This window comes from Gordonia hydrophobica NBRC 16057, from assembly GCF_001592365.1.
Lineage (GTDB): Bacteria > Actinomycetota > Actinomycetes > Mycobacteriales > Mycobacteriaceae > Gordonia > Gordonia hydrophobica.
This window is the reverse complement of sequence record NZ_BCWU01000004.1, coordinates 202,501-224,768: the sequence shown is the minus strand read 5'-3', so window position 1 is coordinate 224,768 and position 22,268 is coordinate 202,501. Positions and strand designations below refer to the sequence as shown.

The 22,268-nt window shown below is 68.0% G+C and carries 24 protein-coding genes; 13 read left to right on the top strand and 11 right to left on the bottom strand.

What is annotated here, in order from left to right; all coding sequences use genetic code 11:
- The first annotated feature begins 39 nt into the window (after nt 1-39).
- Entirely contained in the window at nt 40-615 is a 576-nt protein-coding gene (locus tag GH2_RS08830) for a sigma-70 family RNA polymerase sigma factor (protein WP_066166051.1), read from the top strand.
- Nucleotides 612-1,448 carry an anti-sigma-D factor RsdA gene (locus tag GH2_RS08825; RefSeq protein WP_066166048.1) on the top strand — a complete coding sequence of 279 codons (837 nt, stop codon included), beginning with the start codon at nt 612-614 and terminating at the stop codon, nt 1,446-1,448. The genes GH2_RS08830 and GH2_RS08825 overlap by 4 nt, the downstream gene beginning before the upstream one ends.
- 89 nt (nt 1,449-1,537) lie before the next feature.
- On the opposite strand, the gene GH2_RS08820 is transcribed toward GH2_RS08825, so the two are convergent.
- A complete protein-coding gene (locus GH2_RS08820) occupies nt 1,538-1,924 on the bottom strand; it encodes a DUF5319 domain-containing protein (RefSeq protein WP_066166573.1) in 387 nt (128 codons plus the stop codon).
- A 66-nt stretch (nt 1,925-1,990) separates the two neighbouring features.
- On the opposite strand from GH2_RS08820, the gene guaB reads away from it, so the two are divergent.
- From guaB to GH2_RS08795, 5 genes are all read left to right on the top strand, one after another.
- On the top strand, nt 1,991-3,502 hold the full coding sequence (gene guaB / locus GH2_RS08815) for an IMP dehydrogenase (RefSeq protein WP_066166046.1): 1,512 nt from the start codon (nt 1,991-1,993) through the stop codon (nt 3,500-3,502).
- A 64-nt stretch (nt 3,503-3,566) separates the two neighbouring features.
- On the top strand, nt 3,567-4,733 hold the full coding sequence (locus GH2_RS08810; RefSeq protein ID WP_066166570.1) for a GuaB3 family IMP dehydrogenase-related protein: 1,167 nt from the start codon (nt 3,567-3,569) through the stop codon (nt 4,731-4,733).
- 126 nt (nt 4,734-4,859) lie between these two features.
- Nucleotides 4,860-6,074: a cytochrome P450 gene (locus tag GH2_RS08805; protein WP_275583814.1), complete on the top strand. Its 1,215-nt coding sequence runs from the start codon at nt 4,860-4,862 to the stop codon at nt 6,072-6,074.
- Nucleotides 6,071-6,673, top strand: coding sequence for a TetR/AcrR family transcriptional regulator (locus GH2_RS08800; protein WP_084247411.1), 603 nt, complete (start codon nt 6,071-6,073; stop codon nt 6,671-6,673). The genes GH2_RS08805 and GH2_RS08800 overlap by 4 nt, the downstream gene beginning before the upstream one ends.
- Before the next feature lie 50 nt (nt 6,674-6,723).
- A complete protein-coding gene (locus GH2_RS08795; RefSeq protein WP_066166040.1) occupies nt 6,724-8,469 on the top strand; it encodes a GMC family oxidoreductase N-terminal domain-containing protein in 1,746 nt (581 codons plus the stop codon).
- Nucleotides 8,470-8,542: 73 nt separating this feature from the next.
- Here the strand turns inward: GH2_RS08795 and epsC are convergent, their stop codons facing one another.
- From epsC to GH2_RS08770, 5 genes are all read right to left on the bottom strand, one after another.
- On the bottom strand, nt 8,543-9,151 hold the full coding sequence (epsC, locus tag GH2_RS08790; protein ID WP_066166037.1) for a serine O-acetyltransferase EpsC: 609 nt from the start codon (nt 9,149-9,151) through the stop codon (nt 8,543-8,545).
- A complete protein-coding gene (gene cysK, locus GH2_RS08785) occupies nt 9,151-10,089 on the bottom strand; it encodes a cysteine synthase A (protein ID WP_066166033.1) in 939 nt (312 codons plus the stop codon). Before cysK ends, epsC begins: the two co-directional genes overlap by 1 nt.
- Before the next feature lie 267 nt (nt 10,090-10,356).
- A complete protein-coding gene (locus GH2_RS08780) occupies nt 10,357-10,953 on the bottom strand; it encodes an energy-coupling factor transporter transmembrane component T family protein (protein WP_066166028.1) in 597 nt (198 codons plus the stop codon).
- A complete protein-coding gene (locus GH2_RS08775; RefSeq protein ID WP_066166024.1) occupies nt 10,950-11,645 on the bottom strand; it encodes an energy-coupling factor ABC transporter ATP-binding protein in 696 nt (231 codons plus the stop codon). Before GH2_RS08775 ends, GH2_RS08780 begins: the two co-directional genes overlap by 4 nt.
- Nucleotides 11,638-12,192 (bottom strand): biotin transporter BioY, encoded by a 555-nt coding sequence (locus GH2_RS08770; RefSeq protein ID WP_066166565.1) that lies wholly within the window; start codon nt 12,190-12,192, stop codon nt 11,638-11,640. Before GH2_RS08770 ends, GH2_RS08775 begins: the two co-directional genes overlap by 8 nt.
- Nucleotides 12,193-12,428: 236 nt before the next feature.
- Between GH2_RS08770 and GH2_RS08765 the strand changes: the two genes are divergently transcribed.
- The gene (locus GH2_RS08765) at nt 12,429-12,926 is read left to right on the top strand and encodes a nuclear transport factor 2 family protein (protein WP_066166021.1); all 498 of its coding nucleotides are present in this window, start codon (nt 12,429-12,431) and stop codon (nt 12,924-12,926) included.
- Here GH2_RS08765 and GH2_RS08760 read toward each other — a convergent pair.
- The gene (locus GH2_RS08760) at nt 12,923-13,141 is read right to left on the bottom strand and encodes a type II toxin-antitoxin system Phd/YefM family antitoxin (RefSeq protein WP_066166016.1); all 219 of its coding nucleotides are present in this window, start codon (nt 13,139-13,141) and stop codon (nt 12,923-12,925) included. The genes GH2_RS08765 and GH2_RS08760 overlap by 4 nt on opposite strands.
- A gap of 237 nt (nt 13,142-13,378) precedes the next feature.
- Between GH2_RS08760 and guaA the strand changes: the two genes are divergently transcribed.
- A complete protein-coding gene (guaA, locus tag GH2_RS08755; RefSeq protein ID WP_066166013.1) occupies nt 13,379-14,986 on the top strand; it encodes a glutamine-hydrolyzing GMP synthase in 1,608 nt (535 codons plus the stop codon).
- A 69-nt stretch (nt 14,987-15,055) separates the two neighbouring features.
- Here guaA and GH2_RS08750 read toward each other — a convergent pair whose 3' ends face one another.
- On the bottom strand, nt 15,056-15,280 hold the full coding sequence (locus tag GH2_RS08750) for a hypothetical protein (RefSeq protein WP_066166008.1): 225 nt from the start codon (nt 15,278-15,280) through the stop codon (nt 15,056-15,058).
- Complete coding sequence (locus tag GH2_RS08745; RefSeq protein WP_066166005.1) at nt 15,277-16,605, bottom strand: PspC domain-containing protein; 1,329 nt, start codon at nt 16,603-16,605, stop codon at nt 15,277-15,279. The genes GH2_RS08750 and GH2_RS08745 overlap by 4 nt, the downstream gene beginning before the upstream one ends.
- A 99-nt stretch (nt 16,606-16,704) precedes the next feature.
- On the opposite strand from GH2_RS08745, the gene GH2_RS08740 reads away from it, so the two are divergent.
- Together GH2_RS08740 and GH2_RS08735 are read left to right on the top strand one after the other, a co-directional pair.
- Complete coding sequence (locus GH2_RS08740) at nt 16,705-17,952, top strand: ATP-binding protein (protein WP_066166002.1); 1,248 nt, start codon at nt 16,705-16,707, stop codon at nt 17,950-17,952.
- A complete protein-coding gene (locus tag GH2_RS08735; RefSeq protein ID WP_157086040.1) occupies nt 17,949-18,605 on the top strand; it encodes a LuxR C-terminal-related transcriptional regulator in 657 nt (218 codons plus the stop codon). The genes GH2_RS08740 and GH2_RS08735 overlap by 4 nt, the downstream gene beginning before the upstream one ends.
- Nucleotides 18,606-18,615: 10 nt before the next feature.
- Here GH2_RS08735 and GH2_RS08730 read toward each other — a convergent pair whose 3' ends face one another.
- The gene (locus tag GH2_RS08730) at nt 18,616-19,848 is read right to left on the bottom strand and encodes a serine/threonine-protein kinase (protein ID WP_066165994.1); all 1,233 of its coding nucleotides are present in this window, start codon (nt 19,846-19,848) and stop codon (nt 18,616-18,618) included.
- Nucleotides 19,849-19,927: 79 nt separating this feature from the next.
- Here GH2_RS08730 and GH2_RS08725 point away from each other — a divergent pair, with 79 nt between their 5' ends.
- Nucleotides 19,928-20,860: a radical SAM family protein gene (locus tag GH2_RS08725; protein ID WP_066165992.1), complete on the top strand. Its 933-nt coding sequence runs from the start codon at nt 19,928-19,930 to the stop codon at nt 20,858-20,860.
- Nucleotides 20,861-20,878: 18 nt separating this feature from the next.
- Entirely contained in the window at nt 20,879-21,640 is a 762-nt protein-coding gene (locus GH2_RS08720; protein WP_066165989.1) for an ABC transporter permease, read from the top strand.
- Between the two features lie 26 nt (nt 21,641-21,666).
- On the opposite strand, the gene GH2_RS08715 is transcribed toward GH2_RS08720, so the two are convergent.
- On the bottom strand, nt 21,667-22,227 hold the full coding sequence (locus GH2_RS08715) for a hypothetical protein (RefSeq protein ID WP_174545332.1): 561 nt from the start codon (nt 22,225-22,227) through the stop codon (nt 21,667-21,669).
- Nucleotides 22,228-22,268: the final 41 nt, after the last annotated feature.

Genomic DNA, 22,268 nt, shown 5'->3' with positions numbered 1-22,268 from the left:
TTTTTCTCGATTGAGTAACACTTGGGCACTGAAGCAGCGATGAAACTTACAGGTGATGCGTTGGGCCAGGCGGTCCGTGCGGCGTCCGATGGTGACCGCGCTGCGCTGAGCTCAGTTCTCGAAAGTGTCAGGGAGCCCGTCCTGCGCTACTGCCGAGGACGAATCGGTGCAGGAGAACGGCATCTGTTCTCCGCTGACGACGTGGCGCAGGAGGTGTTGATGGCGGTGATGACGGCTTTGCCCCGGTATGAGGACCAGGGTCGGCCCTTCATGGCTTTCGTCTACGGCATCGCTTCGCACAAGGTCGCCGACGCCATGCGTTCGGCCGCTCGGGTCAAATCCGACCCGGTGGACGACGTTCCCGACTCGGTGGACTTCGCGAATGGTCCCGAGCAGGCCGCGCTGGAATCTGACGCCTCGCGACAGATGCGCGATCTCCTCGCCATCCTGCCGGAGAAGCAGCGCGAGATCCTCGTGCTGCGGCTCGTGGTGGGCCTATCCGCAGAGGAGACGGCCGACATCGTCGGCAGCAGCCCGGGAGCAGTCCGCGTCGCGCAGCACCGCGCGCTGACCAAGCTTAAGAAGACAGTGAAAGCAGGAGGTGAACGTCGATGAGTGATGACGGTGTGACGTCCGGCCCCATCGACGTTGGCGCGGTACGCCGCGACGACGCATTTCTCGACGATCTCGCGGCCGGGCGTGCCGCGCAGGTCGCCGACAGCGCCGAGTACGAACTCGCAGGCATGATCGCGCAGTGGCGTGCGGACTCCATCTCGAGTCCGATTCCCACCACGCCGACGGTCGCCGACATCGAAGCGGCCATCACCCGAGCGAATCAGCGGGAACGCCGCGGGGGACTCTCGCGCCGACTACGCATCGTCTCGGGTGCGGCCGCGATTCTGGCCGTCGTGGGCGCGGGCCTGCTGGTGGTGAGCGAGGGCTCGCAGCCGGGCGACCCCCTGTGGAGCGTGAAGCAGGTGGTCTTCGCCGACCAAGCGAAGCAGACACAGGCGCGGGTGGACGTGGAGTCCAACATCGAAGCCGCCAAGGAGGCGCTGGCCACGGGCGATGTCGTCAAGGCGAACGATCTGATCAACCAGGCCGAGAAGGACATCGGCCCGATTCAAGACAAGGCCGAGGCCGCCGATCTGCGTGAGCTGATCGAAAGCATCCGCGAGCAGAACCCCGGCAAGCTGATTCCGACGCTGTCGTCGTTGCCCAGCATCCCGACGACCGTCCTGCCGACCGAGGAGACGCCGGATCCGACGGTCATGATGCAGTCGCCGACGCCGTCGACCAGCAAGCCCAGCAAGCCGTCGTCGTCGAGCCCGAGTTCCAGCGAGTCGAAGACGTCGTCAGAGACGCCGAAGCCGTCGAGCACCAGCCCGTCGCCGACCGCATCGGGATCATCGACCGCGGTGCCGCCGTCCACGTCTGCTGTGAACTGACCTGAATCGACGAGAGAGGCCGCGACCCATCGGGTCGCGGCCTCTCTCATGGCGTTCTGGAGGTGTCTGCGGCGGGATCGGCTCGCGGGTCAGTAGCGCTCGTGATACCGAAGTGACGCATCCGCGTAGCCGCGGCAGTAATCCCACGTCACGTAGTCGTCCGGTTGCGGATCGACCGCGGGCTCGTGCGGGCGGACCGTGCCGTCGACGAGCAGCTGGCGCAGATTCGACCTCAGCATGTCCCAGTCATGGAAGTGATCTTCGTGACAGTCCTCGCACATCACCACGAGGCCACGGACGCCGCGCGGTGAGAGGAGTCGTTCGTACACGTCGAGGTCGGCGAGATCTTCCTCCACGGCGGTCCGTTCTCCCTCGTCAAGAGGGATTCCCGGGTCGATCGCGTCCAGTGCTGACGCGGGGTCGTTCGGGTCGTCGGCGAACGGGTCCGGCGGGAGTCCTGCGAAAGGGTCATGCACGCCTTCCACCGTAGCCGATAACCCGCCTCGACGGCCCACTCGTTCCTCAGTCGATACGATGGATGGATGACGCAGGTTCGCACTGGTGGAGATGATCCAAACAAGGTCGCAATGCTCGGCCTCACCTTCGATGACGTTCTGTTGCTTCCCGCGGCTTCAGACGTCGTCCCGAATGCCGTGGACACCTCGTCCAAGTTGACTCGGGACATCACCCTGCGGGTTCCGCTCGTCAGTTCCGCGATGGACACGGTCACCGAGGCGCGCATGGCGATCGCCATGGCCCGCGCAGGCGGCATGGGCGTGCTTCATCGCAATCTGTCCATCGAGGCGCAGGCCTCGGCAGTCGAGACCGTCAAGCGGTCCGAGGCGGGCATGGTCACCAACCCGGTCACGTGTCTGCCGAGCAACACGCTCGCCGAGGTGGACGCGATGTGCGCGCGTTACCGGATCTCGGGTCTGCCCGTCGTCGACGAGAAGGGCGACCTCGTCGGCATCATCACCAATCGCGACATGCGGTTCGAGGCCGACGAGTCGCGGCCGGTCGCCGAAGTGATGACGCCTGCACCCCTGATCACCGCGTCGGAGGGCGTGTCCGCCGAGGCTGCGCTCGGCCTGCTGCGTCGCCACAAGATCGAGAAGCTGCCGATCGTCGACGGCAACGGCAAACTCACCGGACTCATCACGGTCAAGGACTTCGTTAAGACCGAACAGTTCCCGGACGCCACCAAGGACGCCGACGGCCGCCTGCTGGTGGGCGCCGCGGTCGGTGCGGGCGACGAAGCCTGGACCCGATCGATCACCCTCGCCGACGCGGGCGTCGACGTCCTCGTCGTCGACAGTGCGCACGGCCACTCCCGCGGCGTTCTGGAGATGATCGGCAAGCTGAAGGCCGAGATCGGCAGCCGAGTGCAGCTGATCGGCGGCAACGTCGCGACGCGCGAGGGCGCGCAGGCGCTCATCGACGCCGGCGTCGACGCGGTGAAGGTCGGCGTCGGTCCCGGGTCCATCTGCACCACGCGCGTCGTCGCGGGTGTCGGCGCACCCCAGATCACCGCCATCCTCGAGGCCGTCGCCGTCGCGAACGCGGCGGGTGTGCCGGTGGTCGCCGACGGCGGTCTGCAGTACTCGGGCGACGTCGCCAAGGCCCTGGCGGCCGGCGCATCGACCGCCATGCTCGGCTCGCTGCTGGCCGGTACCGCAGAATCGCCGGGCGAGCTGATCCTGGTGAACGGCAAGCAGTTCAAGAGCTACCGCGGCATGGGATCGCTCGGCGCCATGCAGGGCCGCGGACAGGGCAAGTCGTACTCCAAGGATCGCTACTTCCAGGACGACGTCCTGGCCGAGGACAAGCTGGTTCCGGAGGGCATTGAAGGCCGGGTGCCCTTCCGCGGTCCGCTGTCGCAGGTCATCCATCAGCTCACCGGCGGTCTCCGCGCGGCCATGGGCTACACCGGCTCGCGCAGCATCGCGGAACTGCAGAACGCACAGTTCGTTCAGATCACGGCTGCGGGCCTCAAGGAGTCGCACCCGCACGACATCACGCTCACCGCCGAGGCACCCAACTACTATGCTCGCTGAGCGGACCTGCGGCCACTGCGCCGTGCTCCCGACTCATCCGAGAGTTCACTAGAAAGGCGCAATGGTGCGTGACCACGTCGAGTTCGGCATGGGCAGGACAGCCCGTCGGACGTACGAGCTGGAAGACATCTCGATCATCCCGTCCCGTCGGACGCGGTCATCGAAGAATGTCTCGACCGCCTGGCAGATCGATGCCTACCGGTTCGAGTCGCCGATCCTGAACCACCCGACCGATGCGCTGGGATCTCCGGACTCGGTGATCGCGCTCGGCAAAGCGGGGGCACTGGGAGTGCTCAACGGCGAGGGCCTGTGGGCGCGCCACGAGCACGTGGAGGACAAACTCGCCGAGTTGGCGGAGATCGCCGAGAACAATCCGGACCCGTCGGCGGCCATCCGCCGCCTGCAGGAGCTGCACCGGGCGCCGATCAACATCGATCTGCTGGGGCAGGCCGTCGCGCACATCCGCGAGGCCGGAGTCACCACCGCCGTTCGAGTGAGCCCGCAGCACGCACCCGAGCTGACACCGGCGCTGATCAAGGCGGGCGCGGAACTCCTGGTGGTGCACGGCACCATCATCTCCGCCGAGCATGTGGTCCTGGTGGATCGCGGCGCCGACGACGGCTTGGCCGAGGAGCCGCTGAACCTGAAGACGTTCATCTCCGACCTCGACATCCCGGTGATCGCGGGCGGCGTCCACGACCACCGCACCGCGTTGCACCTGATGCGCACCGGCGCGGCAGGCGTCATCGTCGGCTACGGGTCCACCGCGGGCTCCACCACCACCGGTGAGGTGCTGGGCATCGGCGTCCCGATGGCGACCGCGATCGCCGACGCTGCGGCGGCGCGGCGCGAGTACCTGGACGAGACCGGTGGACGCTACGTGCACGTGATCGCCGACGGCGACATCCACACCTCGGGCGATCTCGCCAAGGCCATCGCCTGCGGCGCCGACGCCGCCGTCCTCGGCACCCCGCTGGCCGCCGCGGACACCGCGCCCGGCCACGGCTGGTTCTGGCCCTCGGCCGCGGCCCACCCGGACACCCCGCGCGGGGCACTGTTGCAGGTCGCCATCGACGAGGGACGCCCGTCGCTCGACACCGTTCTCAACGGCCCGTCCGACGACCCGGACGGTCTGCTGAACCTGGTCGGCGGTCTCCGTCGTTCCATGGCGAAGGCCGGCTACAGCGCACTCAAGGAGTTCCAGAAGGTGGGACTCTCGGTCCGCGCCTGACCGAGCGGCTTCCGCAGACCACGACAGCGGTGCGAGTCGAGCACTCTCGGCTCGCTCCGCTGTTTTCGTGCCTGCACCGTTGACAACATCGCAAAACTGTCTCATAGTCGGAACATGACTGAGACCATGTCTCCTGCCTTCACCCTTCGCTCCGGAGCGTCCTGGCGTGATCCCTTCGGGATGTACGCCCGGTTGCGCGACGGCGACCCGGTCCACCATGTGATCCCCGAGAGCCATCCGAACGCCGATTTCTACGTGTTGACCAGACACGCGGACGTGAAGGCTGCGGCCGACGACTGGGAGACGTTCTCCTCGGCGGCCGGACTGACCGTGACGTACGGAGAGCTGGAGGCGATCGGGCTCCAGGCCAATCCGCCGCTAGTGATGCAGGATCCGCCGGAGCACACCGACTTCCGTCGTCTGGTGGCGCGCGGATTCACGCCGCGGCAGGTGACGACGCTGGAACCGCTGGTACGCGCATTCGTCGTCGAGCGCGTCGAGCGGCTGCGTGCGTGCGGCGGCGGCGACATCGCTGCAGAGCTGTTCAAACCGTTGCCGAGCATGGTGGTCGCGCATTACCTCGGGGTGCCCGAGTCTGACCGCGGGCAGTTCGACGCCTGGACCGACGCGATCGTCGCCGCCAACCCGGGCGCAGACATGGCGTCGGCGGCGCGCTCGGCCTCGGATGCGGTCCTCGGTCTGATGGCCTACTTCACCGACCTCATCGAGCATCGACGCGTTCATCCCGGCGACGACACCGTCTCGCACCTCGTGGCTGCCGGGGTAGCCGACGATCCGCAGGCCGACCCCGCCGGACTGCTGTCGGTGCTGGCGTTCGCCTTCACCATGGTCGCGGGCGGCAACGATACGACCACCGGCATGCTCGGCGGCTCAGTGGCGCTGCTCACCGAGAACCGCGACCAGCGTCGGATCCTGCAGCGTGAGCCCGCGTTGCTGCCGACCGCAGTGAATGAGTTGCTCCGGCTCACCTCGCCCGTGCAGGGGCTCTGCCGGACCACCACGCGTGAGGTGGAGATCGAGGGCGTCCGCGTGCCCGCCGGACGGAAGGTGCTGCTCTGCTACGGCTCGGCCAATCGTGACGAGCGGCGGTACGGTCCCGACGCTGCGCACCTCGACGTTCGGCGCGATCCGCCGAACATCCTCACGTTCAGCCACGGATCGCATCACTGCCTGGGTGCGGCGGCGGCGCGGATGCAGGCGCGCGTGGCGTTGCAGGAATTGCTGACCCGGTGCCCGGACTTCTCGGTCGACGTCGACGGCATCGAATGGGCCGCGGGCAACTACGTGCGCCGACCGGTGTCGGTACCGTTCGCGGCATGAGCGAGTCGGCGACCGCGGGAGCGGACTGGATGCGGGGGACGCGCCGATCCGCGGTGCAGGACCGGATTCTCGAGATCGCTGGCGCCGTCTTCGGCGACCGCGGGCCCGACGCGTCGATGTCGCAGATCGCTGCGGCCGTCGGTTGTTCCCGTGCGACGCTCTACCGCTACTTCGACGGGCGCAGGCGATTGCAGGTGGCGTACGTCGATCGGGTCGCGCGTCGGATCAGTGCCGCGGTGGCCGCGGACGTCGTGGTCGAGGATCCGGGGGAGCGGTTCACCGAGTCGGTGCTGACCGCTCTCGAGCACGTTCGGGCCGAGCCCGCGCTGGCCGCGTGGTTCGTCCCGCGCGGGGCGGGAGTGGCGTCGGAACTCGCGTTGTCGTCGGAGCTGATCGAGCGCGCTGCGGTGGCCTTGCTCGGCGACGAGTCCTCGGCGCCGGCGGACGGCGACCGGTTGGACGCCGCGCGCTGGGTGGTTCGGGTGATCGTCTCGCTGCTCGCCGTGCCCGGCGGAACGCCCGCCCAGGAGCGTGCGACGATCGCGCGATTCGTCGCGCCGGTCGTGGTGGGACGACGCGGCCTCGCCGACACTCGCTAAGGGTCGACTTACTATCGGGATTGAGACAATGGTCATTAGTATGGTTCGTTATGGCGCAGTCTGATTTCGACGTTCTGATCATCGGCTCCGGCTTCGGCGGAAGCGTGAGTGCCCTTCGCCTCGTCGAGAAGGGATACCGGGTCGGAGTGATCGAGGCCGGTCGTCGCTTCGAGGACGACCAGTTCGCCAAGACCAGCTGGCGACTGCACAAGTTCGTGTGGGCGCCCAAGCTCGGGCTCATGGGCATCCAGCGCGTCCACATGCTCAAAGACGTGATGGTGCTGGCGGGCGCCGGTGTTGGCGGCGGGTCGCTCAACTACGCGAACACGCTGTACAAGCCGCCGACGCCGTTCTTCACCGATCCGCAGTGGAACCACATCACCGACTGGGAGGCGGAACTGACACCGCACTACGAGCAGGCGCGCCGCATGCTCGGAGTCGTCACCAACCCCACCGTCACCCACTCCGATCGCATCATGAAGGAGGTCGCCGACGAGATGGGTGCGGGCGACACCTTCACCGCCACGCCGGTCGGTGTCTTCTTCGGCGCCAAGACCGGCGGCGAGGGCGCGCCGGGCCAACGAGTGGCCGACCCGTACTTCGGCGGCGCCGGACCGGAGCGCACCGCCTGCACCGAGTGTGGCGCCTGCATGACCGGCTGCCGCGTCGGCGCCAAGAACACGCTGCTGAAGAACTACCTCGGTCTCGCCGAGCGCAACGGCGCCCAGATCATCGATCGCACCACCGTCGACCGGCTGGAGCAGCAGTCCGACGGATCATGGATCGTGTCGACGCACGGCTCGTCGTCGTGGGGACCGTTCGGCGCCCGACGACGGCAGTTCACCGCCGATCAGGTGATCGTGGCCGCGGGCACGTTCAACACGCAGAAGATCATGCACCGCGCCAAGGGCACCACATTGCCTGCGGTGTCGGACGCGATGGGCGTCCTGACCCGCACCAACTCCGAGTCGATTCTGGGAGCGCAGGCGCGGCGGTACGACGCGGATCGGGACTTCTCCGAAGGCGTGGCCATCACGTCGTCGTTCCATCCGACGCCGAACACGCACATCGAGCCCGTCCGGTACGGCAAGGGCAGCAATGCGATGGCGTACCTGCAGACCCTGCTCACCGACGGCGGCAGCGTCCCCAATCGCATCGGTCAGTTCCTGAAGCAGGTGGCACAGAACCCGCTGATGCTGGTGCGACTGCTGCTGGTGCGCAAGTGGAGTCAGCGGACGGTGATCGCGCTGGTGATGCAGAACAACAACAACTCGCTCACCACGTTCGTCCGCAAGCGGGGTCCGTTCCGATACGTCACCAGCAAGCAGGGCATCGGTGAGCCGAATCCGACGTGGATTCCCGAGGGCAACGAGGCGACGCGCCGGATCGCAGCGAAGCTGCCGAGCGGCATGTCGGGCGGCACCTGGGGCGACATCGCCAACATGCCGTTGACCGCCCACTACCTGGGTGGTTGCGTGATCTCCGATGATCCCGCGAACGGCGTCATCGATCCGTACCACCGGGTGTGGAACTACCCGACGCTGCACATCACTGACGGCGCCGCGATCACCGCGAACCTCGGCGTCAATCCGTCGCTGTCGATCTCTGCGCAGGCAGAGCGCGCCATCTCGCTGTGGCCCAACAAGGGCGAGGCCGACACCCGGCCCGCGCAGGGGGAGGCGTACGCGCGACTGAGTCCGGTGGCGCCGAACGCCCCCGTCGTGCCGGCCGACGCACCCGGCGCACTCCGCTTGTCGATCACACCGGTGAACTCGAGCACCGACGTGTCGTCGTAACGACGTCCGCACAGACTTCCGCCGTTGATCGGACCCCGGAGCGGGGCCCGATCAACGGCGGAGGCGTGTCGGCTCAGATGTACAGCGCCGGATCGGCGTAGGGATCGAACTCGGGGGCACGCGACGGGCGCGGTGCGGCGGCGGTGCCGACGGCCACGAAGCCTGCGGGGACGTCGTGCACCACCACCGCGTTGGCGCCGACCTTGGCGTCGTCGCCGAGCGTGATGGGGCCCAGGACTTTGGCACCTGCGCCGATCAGAACGCGGTCGCCGACGGTGGGATGGCGTTTGCCCTTGGACATGCTGACGCCGCCGAGCGTGGAACCGTGGAACATCACGACGTCTTCGCCGATCTCGGTGGTCTCGCCGATCACGACGCCCATGCCGTGGTCGATGAACATCCGTCGACCGATCACTGCTCCGGGGTGGATCTCGATGCCGGTGACGAAGCGCGCGAACTGTGACAGCAGCCGCGCGGGCAGTCGTGCCGCGCCGCCGATCTGCCACATCCGATGCGCGACGCGATGGAACCAGAGCGCGTGGACGCCGGGGTAGGCGAGGGCGACCTCGATCGCCGAGCGGGCGGCCGGATCGCGCCTCTGCGCCGTGCGCACGTCCTCACGCAAGGTGCGCAGCAGCGACTCCGACTCCGGCGCGGAGTTCGCCGCCCTCGCCACGGACATCAGTCCACCAGACCTTCGAAGAGCGGCGTCGAGAGGTAGCGCTCGCCGAAGTCGGGGAGCACGACGACGACGGTCTTGCCTGCGAACTCGGGGCGCTTGGCGATCGCGACGGCGGCAGCGAGCGCGGCGCCGGAGGAGATGCCGACCAGCAGGCCCTCCTCGGTCGCGGCACGACGGGCCCACGCGACGGCGGTCTCGGCGTTGATGTCCACGACCTCGTCGTACACCGTGGTGTCGAGGACCTCGGGAACGAAGTTGGCGCCCAGTCCCTGGATCTTGTGCGGGCCGGGTGCACCGCCGTTGAGGATGGCCGACTCCTCGGGCTCCACCGCGAAGATCTTGACCTCGGGCTTGCGCTCCTTCAGGACCTGGCCGATGCCGGTGATGGTGCCACCGGTACCGATGCCGGCGACCACTGCGTCGACGCCGCCGTCGGTGTCGGTCCAGATCTCTTCGGCCGTGGTGCGGCGGTGAATCTCGGCGTTCGCCTCGTTGGCGAACTGGCGGGCCAGGACGGCGCCGCGTCGTTCCGCAGCGATCTTCTCGGCGGCGTTGACCGCGCCCGACATCCCCTCGGCTGCCGGGGTCAGCACCAGCTCGGCGCCGAAGGCCCGGAGCAGGGCACGACGCTCCTTCGACATCGACTCGGGCATCGTCAGCACGACGTTGTAGCCGCGCGCTGCGCCGACCATCGCCAACGCGATGCCGGTGTTGCCGCTGGTGGCTTCGATGATGGTGCCGCCGGCGGGGAGGTCGCCCGAGGCTTCGGCGGCGTCGACGATGGCGACACCGATGCGGTCCTTCACCGAGTTGGTCGGGTTGTAGTACTCGAGTTTGGCGAGGACGGTGGCCTCGGCGCCGTCGGTGATCCGGTTCAGGCGGACCAGCGGAGTTCGGCCCATCAAGGCAGTGGCGTCGTCGAAAATGGTGGGCGACATGGGGTTCCTTCGGTATCAGATGCTCGGGGTCACGATCAGACCCGTTGCAGGGTTACGTGATGGTCGGACGTCGGGGAATCCCTGCCGGATTGCGGCAGCGACGACGTCCGTCGGGCTTACTGACAGTGATCGGTGAGGAAGTACACCGAGTGGGCGAAAAGGGCGCGCGACAGGTGCGGGAAGAGTTCCACGCAGCCTCCTTGAAGTCGTCTCAACGCCTGTCATGAAGGCTAACAGAACCGCGGTGACGAATATTCCTGAGCGGGCTCAGTCCATGCCGCGGGCGGCGAGGGTCTCGGCGAAGCCGTCCGCGGTCTGCAGTGCCGCGAGCACCGTCGGCGCCAACAGGACGCGGGGACCGGCTCGGAGACCCCGCGCGCGGCGGGCCTGATCGACCTGAGACAGGACCTCGGCGATCAGCGGGATGCTGCGGATGGTGAGCGCGAAGGTCATCGCGATGAGGTCGGTGCGGACGCCGAAGCGTTCCAGCGGACGCAGCGTGCCGATCATGGCGTCGAGCATGTCGGCGGTCCGGGTGGTGAGCGTGACGATCGCCGCCAATCCGACGGACGTCAGGAGGATCGCACTGACGACGAAGGCGCGGGCGGCGTCGGTGATGATCCATTGGAAGGCGAAGAGCACCACGAGCAGCCACACCACGCCGCGGACCTGCGCCCACGCGTTGCGCGGCGAAATCCAGGCGACGACGAAGGTCGCGACCGTGGCGCCGAGCGCGATCCCGGCGGCCATCGGGCTGCGGACGACCACCGCGACCGTCACGATCGAGACCATCAACGCGATGATCTTGAGGCCTGCGGGCAGCCGATGCAGGAGCGAGTTCCCCGGAACGTAGACGCCGATCATCGACCCATCAGGCTCCGATAGAAGGCGATCGCGGGGGCGGGCTCGTCGTCGGCGACCACCAGGCCGTCGTCGAGGACGATGACGCGGTCGAAGTCGTCGAGCATCGGTAGATCGTGCGTCAGCACCACTAGTTGCTCGGACAGGTCGGCGAAGGTGTGGCGGAGCATCAGGGAGTTCCGCAGGTCGAGCATCGTGGTCGGTTCGTCGGCGACGAGGATGCTCGGTCCGACGACCATCACCGCGGCCAGTGCGAGGAGCTGTTTCTGGCCGCCGGAGAGCTGGTGCGACGGTTGGTCGGCGTGACCGTCGAGGCCGAAGTCGGCCAGGACTTCGCGGGCGCGGGTCTTGCGCGCTGCCTTGTCGGAGATGATGCGCGACAGCGACAGTTCGATGTCTTCGGCGACGGTCGGCATGATGATCTGCCGGTCGGGGTCGGAGAAGATGAAGCCGACGTCGCGGCGCACCTTCCGCTTGTTCTTGCGGACGTCGAGCCCGTTGACGGTGACCGTGCCCCGCTGAGGCAGGACCAGTGCGTTGATCATCCGGGCGAGCGTCGACTTGCCGCTGCCGTTGGCTCCGATGATCCCGACTCGGTGCTCACGGATGTCGAGGCTCACGCCGCGCAGGACGACGCGGTCGCCGAAGGCGTGCTCGACGCCCTCGAAGACGATGGATCCGTCCGTGTCAGGCACTCGTCGACCGCAAAGGGGTGATGAGGCCTGGGCGGCCGCGGTGAACCGGTGCCGCCACCAGCGCTGCCACCACCGCCTTGATCGTGTCGCCGATCAGGAACGGGGCATTGGCTTTGATCAGGAACCACAGGCCGAGGTCGGTGCGGATCATCTGGTAGGCGATGCCGAAGATGTAGACGACCAGCGCACCGCCGATGAGGTTGATGATGATGCCCAGGATGATGTTGTACCGGGGCATCATCCACGCGGTCAGGAGACCGATGAGGAGAACTCCGGGGAGGAACCCGATGAAGTAGCCGCCCGTCGGGGAGTTGAGGGACACCCACCCGGTCCGTCCGCCGGCGAGAATCGGCAGGCCCGCGATCGCGAGCACCATGAAGATGCCGACGGCGAGCGTGCCCTTCTTGGGGCCGAGCACCGCGCCGGCCAGCATCACGGCCAGGCTCTGCAGAGTGATCGGCACACCGGCCGAGAGGTTGATGGTTCCGGGCAGACCGAGGACGGCGATCAGCGCGGCGAAGACCGCGGCCTGCGCGAGGTCGACCATGGACAGCGACCACCAGCGCGGAGCGCGTGCGGTGGCGGGGGAGGAGTTCGTCACGTGAACAGGATATTCAGCGGCTGTGTCACTGCGTCCGGCACCATCCGATTCGACGATGCGGCCCGTCGACACGGGTGCCCCTGCGGCCCGCGAACGCAGGTGTGGCCGAGAGGTCGCCCGCCGACCTATCGTCGAAGCGGGGTCTGTGGACCAGACCACTCGGCAGCAGGAGGCCAGGACCGATGAACATCGAACAGCGAGTCGACGCACTCGAGCAGATCGAGGCCATCAAGGCGATGAAATACCGGTACTGGCGCGCCTGCGATGCGAAGGATCCCCAGGGGTTCCGGGACTGTTTCATCACCTCCGGCGCGCGGATTGACTACGGCGCCCTCGGCTCGTTCGATGACGTGGAGCCGATGGCGCAGATCTTCGAGAAGGTCGCGCTCCACACCGTCGACGGCCGACACGTCGTCTTCGACATGCATCACGGCGTGCACCCGGAGATCACGATCACCGGAGCGGGCACCGCAGTCGGTCGCTGGACCCTCAGGTTCCGGCAGGTGAACCTGATCGCGAAGACGGAGACGTCGTCGACCGGTGAGTACGACGACGAATACGTTCTAGAGGACGGGCAGTGGAAGATGTCCCGATGCTCGTTCACCGAGACCTGGTCGATGACCCGGCCGCTCGATCCCGCGACGGTGGTGAAGGAGGGGTCGTTCGGTGAGGGGCCTTAGACCCAGAGTGCTTCGTCGGTGAGGGGCGCGTCGAAGTCGTCGGGCACGTGCAGGCCGGGGAGAGTCCCGAACTGACGGCCGTGCGGGTCTGCCGGAGCAATGACCGCCACCGGTCGACCGCCGCTGGTGATCATCACCGATTGTCGCGTCGACTGGACCTCGGTGAGCAGGGCATCGAAATGACGTAGCGCCTCGGCTCTGCTCAGTGTTCTCATTGAGCAATGATATTGGGAAATAATGCCGATCGGTAGGCGTGAAACCCGTGCCGGTCGCTCTACCTGGAGCGATTGCTGAGTTATGCCGCTCAGTGCGGCACAACTCAGCAATCCCTTTTGAAGATGCACGCTCGGACCTGTCCTACCGCGACCTCGCACCACGCCCTGTGGAGAACGCCGTCGGCGTGGCGCCGGGCAGGCCGTGATTGCCCGCGTGGGGCAGATACACTGCTCCCCGTGACGGAAACATCCCCCGACCACCCGCGCCCAGTCCTCGTCGTCGACTTCGGTGCCCAGTACGCGCAGCTCATCGCTCGCCGCGTCCGCGAGGCCCGGATCTATTCGGAAGTGATTGCGCACGACGCGACACTCGACGAGATCAAAGCCAAGAACCCGGCCGCACTGATTCTGTCGGGCGGACCGGCCTCGGTGTACGCCGACGATGCTCCGAGCATCGACGACGCACTCTTTGCGCTGGGGATTCCGGTCTTCGGCATCTGCTACGGCTTCCAGAAGATGACCGCTGCGCTGGGCGGCACCGTGGAGAACACCGGAACCAGTGAGTTCGGCCGCACCACGCTGACCGTCGGCGGCGACGGCGGTCGACTGCACCGCGATCTGCCCGAGACGCAGCCGGTCTGGATGAGCCACAACGATTCGGTGAAGGCGGCGCCCGAGGGCTTCACCGTCACCGCGTCGACCCCCGGTGCACCGGTCGCCGCATTCGAATGCGTCGCGAAGCAGATGGCAGGCGTCCAGTACCACCCCGAGGTGCTGCACAGCCCGCACGGTCAGGAAGTGCTGACTCGCTTCCTCTACGACGTCGCGGGTCTGAAGCCGACGTGGACAGCGGCGAACATCGCCGAGTCGCTCATCGCCGACATCCGCGCCCAGGTGGGCGAGGACGGTCTGGCGATCTGCGGACTGTCCGGTGGCGTCGACTCCGCCGTGGCGGGTGCGCTGGTGCAGCGCGCGATCGGCGACCGACTGACCTGCGTCTTCGTCGACCACGGTCTGCTCCGTGCCGGTGAGCGCGAGCAGGTGCAGACCGACTTCGTCGCCGCGACCGGCGCCCGGCTGGTGACGGTCGACGCCGAAGACATCTTCCTCGGCCACCTGGCGGGGGTCTCGGACCCGGAGGAGAAGCGCAAGATCATCGGTCGCGAGTTCATCCGGTCGTTCGAGGGCGCGGTCGGCGAGGTCGTCGCCGGCGGCGCTCAGGGCGGCAGTGATCAGTCCGCAGGCGCGCAGCAGGTCGACTTCCTGGTGCAGGGCACCCTGTACCCCGATGTCGTCGAGTCGGGCGGCGGCAGCGGCACCGCGAACATCAAGAGCCACCACAACGTCGGCGGCCTCCCCGAAGACCTCGAGTTCAAGCTCGTCGAACCGCTCCGACTCCTGTTCAAGGACGAGGTCCGCGCCGTCGGCCGTGAGCTCGGCCTGCCGGAGGAGATCGTCTCCCGCCAGCCGTTCCCGGGACCGGGCCTCGCCATCCGCATCGTCGGCGAAGTCACCAAGGACCGCCTGGAACTGCTGCGCAAGGCCGACCTGATCGCGCGCGAAGAGTTGACCTCAGCGGGTCTCGACGGCCAGATCTGGCAGTGCCCGGTGGTCCTGCTGGCTGATGTCCGCAGCGTCGGCGTCCAGGGCGACGGCCGCACGTACGGGCACCCGATCGTGCTGCGTCCGGTCTCCAGCGAGGACGCGATGACCGCGGACTGGACGCGTCTGCCGTACGAGGTCCTCGAGATCATCTCGACGCGCATCACCAACGAGGTCCCGGACGTGAACCGCGTCGTCCTGGATGTGACGAGCAAGCCGCCGGGCACCATCGAGTGGGAGTGATCCCACGACGCGACAGCGCGGCGCCGGTGAGAACCTGTCCTCACCGGCGCCGTGCTTTTCGCGGCCGGGCTACTTGCGTCGGAATCCGCTCGCGATGAGGCCGATGCCGACGACGATGCCGCCCGCGAGCAGCGCCCACGGCAGTCCGGCCCCGCTGAACAGGAACGGGCCGTCGGCCAGACACCACGCCGCGACGAGGAGGGTGAGCAACGCGGAGATCGCCATCATGACCGACCGGTGGCGTTCGGGCGCGGTCACTGCGGTCTGGTTCTGATCGGAGTAGTCGTCGGTCATTGCTTCATCTCCACGGTTCCGATGGACAGGGTGGCGTCGACGGTCAGGATCGGCGTCTTGGCGTCGGCGTTGAGGACGCCGTCTGGACATGTCTGGTCGCCGATAGTGGTGGTGCACGTCGTCTTGACCCGGACGTCGTTCGGAAGGATCACGGTGATGTCGCCGATGCCCTGCCGGACGGTGACGGTACGGTCCCGGTCGAGCGGTCCGACGTCGCTCAGATCCAACACGCTCGTGCCGATCGACAGCGCGTATTCGGAGCTCAGCTGCTCGACGCCCTGGGGGTGCCAGTTTCGCTCCCCGATCCCACCGCTCGGGAGCGCGGGACGGCCGGCGGCGAACAGGGTCGCAAGGACCGCCACCACACCGACGATCACGGCCAGGGGGACCAGACCGCTCGCGCGGGAATTGGGGCGGCGCCGCTGCAGCGAGTCGACGAGCATCCCGATGCCGAGGACCACCAGCGCCAGGGCGGCGATCCGGCCGACGGTGAACCACTCGACGCCCCCGACGACGCGGGCTGCCGTCGCGACGGAGGCGACGATGAGCGCGAGCCCGGCGAAGATGGACGTCAACGGCGACCGCTGCGGCTTCGGTGCGGGCGGCTTCGGCGGCGGCGTCGGTTCCGGCAGATCCCAGGCGAACGGGGCCGCACCCAGCGGGTCCCAGGCGGGCGGCGCGTCGTCGTCGCGGTGGGAGACGGGCGGCGTCGTGGGAGCACTCGGCGGTATCGGACCGAGCGGGGGTGTGGGACCGAGCGGTGTCGTCGGCGGCACCACGGTGGTCGGCGTCGGGACGGTGATCGGCGGATACTCGTTGACGGGCGCGGGCACGGCGGCCCCGAGGGCGACGCCGGGCGGGGTGCCTGCGGGCCGCAGCTGGTCGGCGCTGGTTCCGGCGGGCGCCTGCGGAGTACGCATGTACAGGAGCCACCAACCGCCGAGCATCAGCACCAGACCGAGGAGGCCGCTGCTGCCCCAGAACGGCGACGACGACCCCATGCTGCCCAGGACCACCACTGCGATGACCGTGAGAACGACCCAGTACCAGGGGATCTCGTGCAGACCCTTGAAGTGACGTTGAGTGTGCGGTTTCAGCTGCCGCGGAGCCGTCTCGTCCTCGGCGGGGAGGAGCACCAGGCAGGCGATGTAGAGGACGATGCCGCTGCCGCCGAAGAGCGCGGCGACGACGAACGCCACCTTCACGAGCGTCGGGTCGATGCGGTACCGCATGCCGATGCCGGTGCACACGCCGCCGACGGATTTACCGTGGCGACGGCGGACCGGCCTGGTGTTCCAGAGGTCGAGCAGCGTTGTCGTGTCCATGGCACCAATCTTGTCGTCCGACGGCCACGAGCAAATCGGGTACAACCCTGAGATGCTCCCTGATGTGCGGGACGCCGGGTTCGTGCCACTATCGAATCAATGACACACGCGACTGACACTCCACCTGTCGCCCGCATGCACCGACGCAGCGGCGGCAAGATCGTCGCCGGCGTGTGCGGCGGCATCGCCGACCACCTCGGCGTCGACGTGTTCCGCGTGCGCGTGGTGTTCGTCGTGTTGGCGGCGCTCGCCGGCGCGGGCGTCGCCATGTACGGCCTGCTGTGGTTCTTCTGCTCGACGGGCGACGACGTCGAACGCGCGACGCCGCGTGAACGCAGGCAGGCGCACGGACTCATCGTCCTCGGCGTGATCGTGCTGCTCGCCAACGGCATCGTCGCCTCCAGTGCGCCGGCGTCGACACTGCTGGCGCTGATCGTGATCCTCGGCGGCGCCGCACTGGTGTGGCGGGAGGTGGATCTCACCGGGGCACCGACCCGCAGCGGCGTGGTCACCTGGCTGCGGCTGGCCGCCGGAGCCTTTCTGGTGGTCGGTGGGCTGATCGTGCTGGTCGCTGCGCCGGACGCCGCCTTGGCGGGAATGAACCCGACCCTGCTGGCCGTGCTCGGCACGTTGGTCGGTGTGGTGCTCTTGACGATTCCGCTGTGGATGCGGATGTGGCGTTCACTGAACGCCGAACGCGCAGCACGGATCCGCAACCAGGAGCGCGAGGAGATCGCCTCGCATCTGCACGACTCCGTGCTGCAGACCCTCGCACTGATCCAGAAGCGGTCGGCGCAACCGGAGGTCGTGGCGCAGTTGGCGAGGCGGCAGGAACGCGAGTTGCGGCAGTGGCTGTTCGGCGATCAGGCGCGCCGCAGCCAGTCGCTCGCCGCGGCCGTCGCCGCCGTCTCCGCGGAAGTGGAGGACGCATACGGACTCGAGATCGAGACGGTGACCGTCGGCGACGTGACCCCCGACGAACTGCGCGATGAGAAGGTCGCGCACGGCCTGCAGTCGCTGGTCGCGTCGGCGCGCGAAGCCGTCGTCAACGCCGCCAAACACTCCGGGGCGGAGAAGGTCGACGTGTATTGCGAGGTGGATGAGGAACAGATCGAGGTCTTCGTCCGCGACCGTGGCGTCGGCTTCGATCCGGATGCGGTCGACGCCGACCGGCAGGGCATCGCGAAGTCCATTCGGGCGAGGATGGAGCGGGTCGGCGGGTCGGCCAGGATCACGTCGGCGCCCGGCCGCGGCACCAACGTCGCGCTGACCCTGCCACGCCCCCATCGGGACGGCTCATCGTCGATACTGGAGTCCGACCGGCAATCGAAATTGGAGCAGAAATGACCTACCGCGTGTTCCTCGTCGACGATCACGGAGTGTTCCGCTCCGGGGTCCGCGCCGAACTCGCAGGCGAAGACGGGCTCGACGTGGTCGGCGACGCGGGAACCGTAGCGGAGTCGATCGCGGGCATCGTCGAACTGCGTCCGGACGTGGTGCTGCTCGACGTGCACATGCCCGGGGGCGGCGGCGTCGCAGTGCTGCGCGGAGTCACCGATGCGCTCGGATCCGACGCGCCGGTGTTCCTGGCACTGTCGGTATCCGACGCGGCGACGGACGTCATCGCCACCATCCGTGCCGGCGCCCGCGGGTATGTCACCAAGACCATCGACGGCGCGGAACTGGCCGATGCGGTCCGCCGGGTCGCGGAGGGCGACGCCGTCTTCAGTCCGCGCTTGGCCGGCTTCGTTCTCGACTCGTTCACCGGACGGTCGCCGACCCCCGAACCGCAGCTGGACCCGGAGCTCGATTCGCTGACCCGCCGCGAGATGGAGGTCCTGCGGCTGCTGGCGCGCGGGTACACGTACCGCGAGATCGCCGAGGAGCTGTTCATCTCGGTGAAGACCGTCGAGACCCATGCCTCGAACGTGCTGCGTAAAACGCAGCAGTCCAACCGGAACGCGTTGACGAGGTGGGCGGTCAACCGACAGATCGGATGACGCTGCCGCGCTACATCGCGAGGACGATGATCCCCACGGCGACGGCGGTGAGCAGGACGAAGACGGCGAACACCGCAGCGGCCAGCGCGGCGTTGCCGCCGGACCGCTGCTGCTGTTGCATCTGGTAGGGGGTCGGCGGCGGGGTGTACTGCCCGGGCTGCGACGAGACGAACGACGGCCCGGACGGCGGGTAGTACGCGCCCGAGGCGACCTGCGTCGGCGGGTGCGACACCGGTCCCGGCGTCGACGGCAGGGAGGTGGCACCGGGTACGGTGCCGGGGCTGCTCTGCGGATACATGCCCGCCTGCGGCGGCAGCGTGTCCTTGGCTCGTTGTGCCGACAGGGGAGCGGTCGAGACCAACCCGGTCAGCACGGTGTCGGTGCTGCCGAGCGTGTTCGCCGCGAACTCGGCGAGCAGGTCGCGGGCATGGGCCATCGTCGGGCGATTCGCGGGATTCGGCTCCAACAGTTGCAGCAGGATTCCGGTGAGCGCGCCCGCCCGAGTGATCGGATTGATCTGTCCGTTCGCCGCACGATGCAGCGTCGCGATGTAGTTGTCCTCCTGGCCGAACGGCGGTGCGCCCTCGACCATCGTGTAGAGCGTCGAGCCCAGCGAGTAGACGTCGGACGCCTCACCGGGGTCCTCGCCGCGGGCCACCTCCGGCGAGAAGTACGCGGGTGTGCCGGTGACGACGCCGGTCTGGGTGATGGTGGCGTCGCCCTTGGCGCGGGAGATCCCGAAGTCGGTGATCTTGACCAGGCCGGCAGTGCGTCCGGTGTTGGCGATCAGGATGTTGGCGGGCTTGATGTCGCGGTGGATGATCCCCGCGGCGTGCGCCTCGGCGATCGCATCGGCCACCTGAGCGCAGATCTGGGCGGCCTCGACGGGACTGATGGTGCCGTTGTCGCGCAGGACATCGGCCACGCTGTTGCTCGGCAGATACTCCATCACCAGCCACGGTTCGTCGCGGTCGAGTGCGACGTCGTGCATCGAGATCGCATTGCGATGCGACAGTCGTGCGGCGAGTCGCCCTTCTCGCAGGGCACGGGCGCGGGAGGTCTCGGCGGCCGAATCGTCCATGCCGCTGGTGCTGAGGACCTGCTTGACCGCGACTTCCCGATCGAGCAGTTGATCGTGCGCCAACCAGACCGCGCCCATCCCGCCGTGACCGATCTTGCGGAGCAGTCGATAGCGTCCGGCGACCAGGTACGACGGTCCAGGCGCCGGGGAGGGTGAAGTCATGGCCCCGATGATATCGGTCGGCCAGGACAGTCCCGCGCCCCCTTGACGGAGCGATCGCACGTGTGTTCGGATAGTGTGCATGACGGCGTTACCCGAACTGGTGTGCGGCGACCTCGTGAGGTCGACGATCCTTCCGGAGGCGCCGGGTGTTCGGGTGCAGGAGATGCTGGCGCGAAGCATGCTCGAATCGGTGACCAGCGATCGAAAGCACCGACACTCCTTCGCGGTTTCTCCCGTCGAGCGGTCGGGCGAGGTGCTGCGGGTCAAGCTGAATGGGGCGGCGGTCCTGCGGCGCGAGGTGCGGCGACGGTCGTGGCGATGCGACACCGTGGCGCTGGGCGTCGACGACGACCCCTACCATCCCGTCGAGGAGCACTATCGGCTGATGCCGCAGGTGCTGTCGGTGCTGTCGGAGTCGCAGACGCCGATCGCGCTGTACACCGCGTCGCCCTTGGTCTTACGTGATCTCTCGCTGTTGCGGCTGATCGGGAGAACGGTGCCGGTGACGGTGTCGATTCCGTTGGCGACGTTGGACGCCGTTCTTGCGGCGCGCGTCGATCCGGCAGCGGCGTCGCCTGCCGTCAGACTCGGGATGGTCGAGGAACTGGCGGGCGCCGGGCTGGCGCCGCACATCCGGATCGCACCGTTGCCGCCGCTGCTCGCCGACGGCACAGCGCAGCTGGAGGAGTTGCTCGCGGCGCTGGCTGACGCCGGTGCGGCGCGGGTCTCGGTGTCGCCGTTGCAACTCGACGACGATGCCGGTGCCGATTTCCTCGAGTGGCTGGCCGATGAGCATCCGGCGTTGGTGCGGCGCTACCGGTCGCTGTACGGCCGCCGGGGCTTCGTGTCCGCCGACTACGCGATGTCCCTGCGTGGCCGGATGGCGCCGCTGGTGGAACGTCACGGATTGGGGAGCGCCACCGGTGTCGACGGTGTGGATCGCGAAGAACAGGCGGTGGTGCCGCCCGCCGTGCGGGCCGACGCGGCGGTGCCGGAGCTGACGTTGTTCTGAAGTGCTTTCATAAGGGGCATGTCGTCACTGCATGCACCGTTCAACACGCTCGCATGCATCATTCTTCTGGCCGCTCTGACGACCACGGTGCTGTGGGTCTACGGAGTGCCGCAGCGGTGGGCGCCGGTGTGGGCCGTTGCGCGAGGGCTGTTTCAACTGTCGGTCTTGAGCGTGGTGCTCAGCGGTGTGATCACGCATGGGTGGCTGGTATCGCTGGGTATCGGGGCGATGTTCGGTGTCGCGGTGGTCACGGCGGCCAGACGGTTGACGGCGAGCGGACGTCGGCTGCTGCCTGCGATCGGCACGGTCGCGCTCGGTATGGGCGCGGGTGTCGGTGCCGTACTGCTGATCGTGTTCGGCACCGGTGCACTGGAACTGACGGCGCGCTACGCGCTGGCGCTGGCTGGAATCGTGATCGGCAACGCGATGACGACGTCGGCGCTGACCGGCCGACGCCTCACCGAGGCCATCGTCGATCGATGGAGCGAGGTGGAGGGCTGGCTCGCGCTCGGCGCCACGCCGCGGCAGGCGACGGCGTCGATGGCGCGGCAGGCCGTTCACCATGCGATGATTCCGGCCACCGATCAGGCCAAGACGACCGGAGTGGTGACCTTGCCGGGCGCCTTCGTCGGTGCGATTTTCGGCGGACTCTCGCCACTGGAGGCCGGACGATTCCAGATCATCGTGCTCGGCGCGATCCTGGCGGCCGGCGCGGTCTGCTCCATCGTGATCGCGCATGTGATGTCGCCGGTCACGACCAAACCGCTGCCAGTCGATTAGTGCGTGCGCTCAGGTGGGTCGAGTGCTCACTTGGTTCGCGGCGACGAATTCGATCGGCGTGGGGTGCGCGACGCACTCGACCGGCCTTGGCTGGACGTCCGCAGCGGGAGGTTCTCGCTGCGCTCCACATACAGTCCGGCGCAGAGGCCCGCGAGGAGCAGCAGGATGACGATCAGCGTGCTGAGGATCAGTTTGCTGACCCCGATCGGGCTGTCGTCAGGGAGTTTGAGGTGGTCGTGGACGGTGCCGAAGTACCAGGACGGCCAGATCCAGATCGCGATGGGGACGAGGGCGGCGAGGCCCGCGCCGATCGCGGAGGCTCCGGCCATCATCCGCGCCAGGGGCTTGGCTGCGGGTGCGGGCATCAGGGCCACCAGTCCGGTGAGTCCGGCGAGGACGCAGGCGGCGACGATCAACCATCCGCGCCCGTGCGGAGCCAGGTCGAGGTAGGGATCGCTGGCGATGCCGAGACCGTTCCAGGAGATGTCGAGGCCGATCTTCTTCAGGTTGAACCAGGGGAGTGCGGTGACGGCGATCGCGGTGACCGCGGCCGCGATCACCGCGAAGGGAAGCGCACGGGAATGCATGGGCCGAATGGTAGTGCATGGGTCTCGGTCGACTGTGGTGA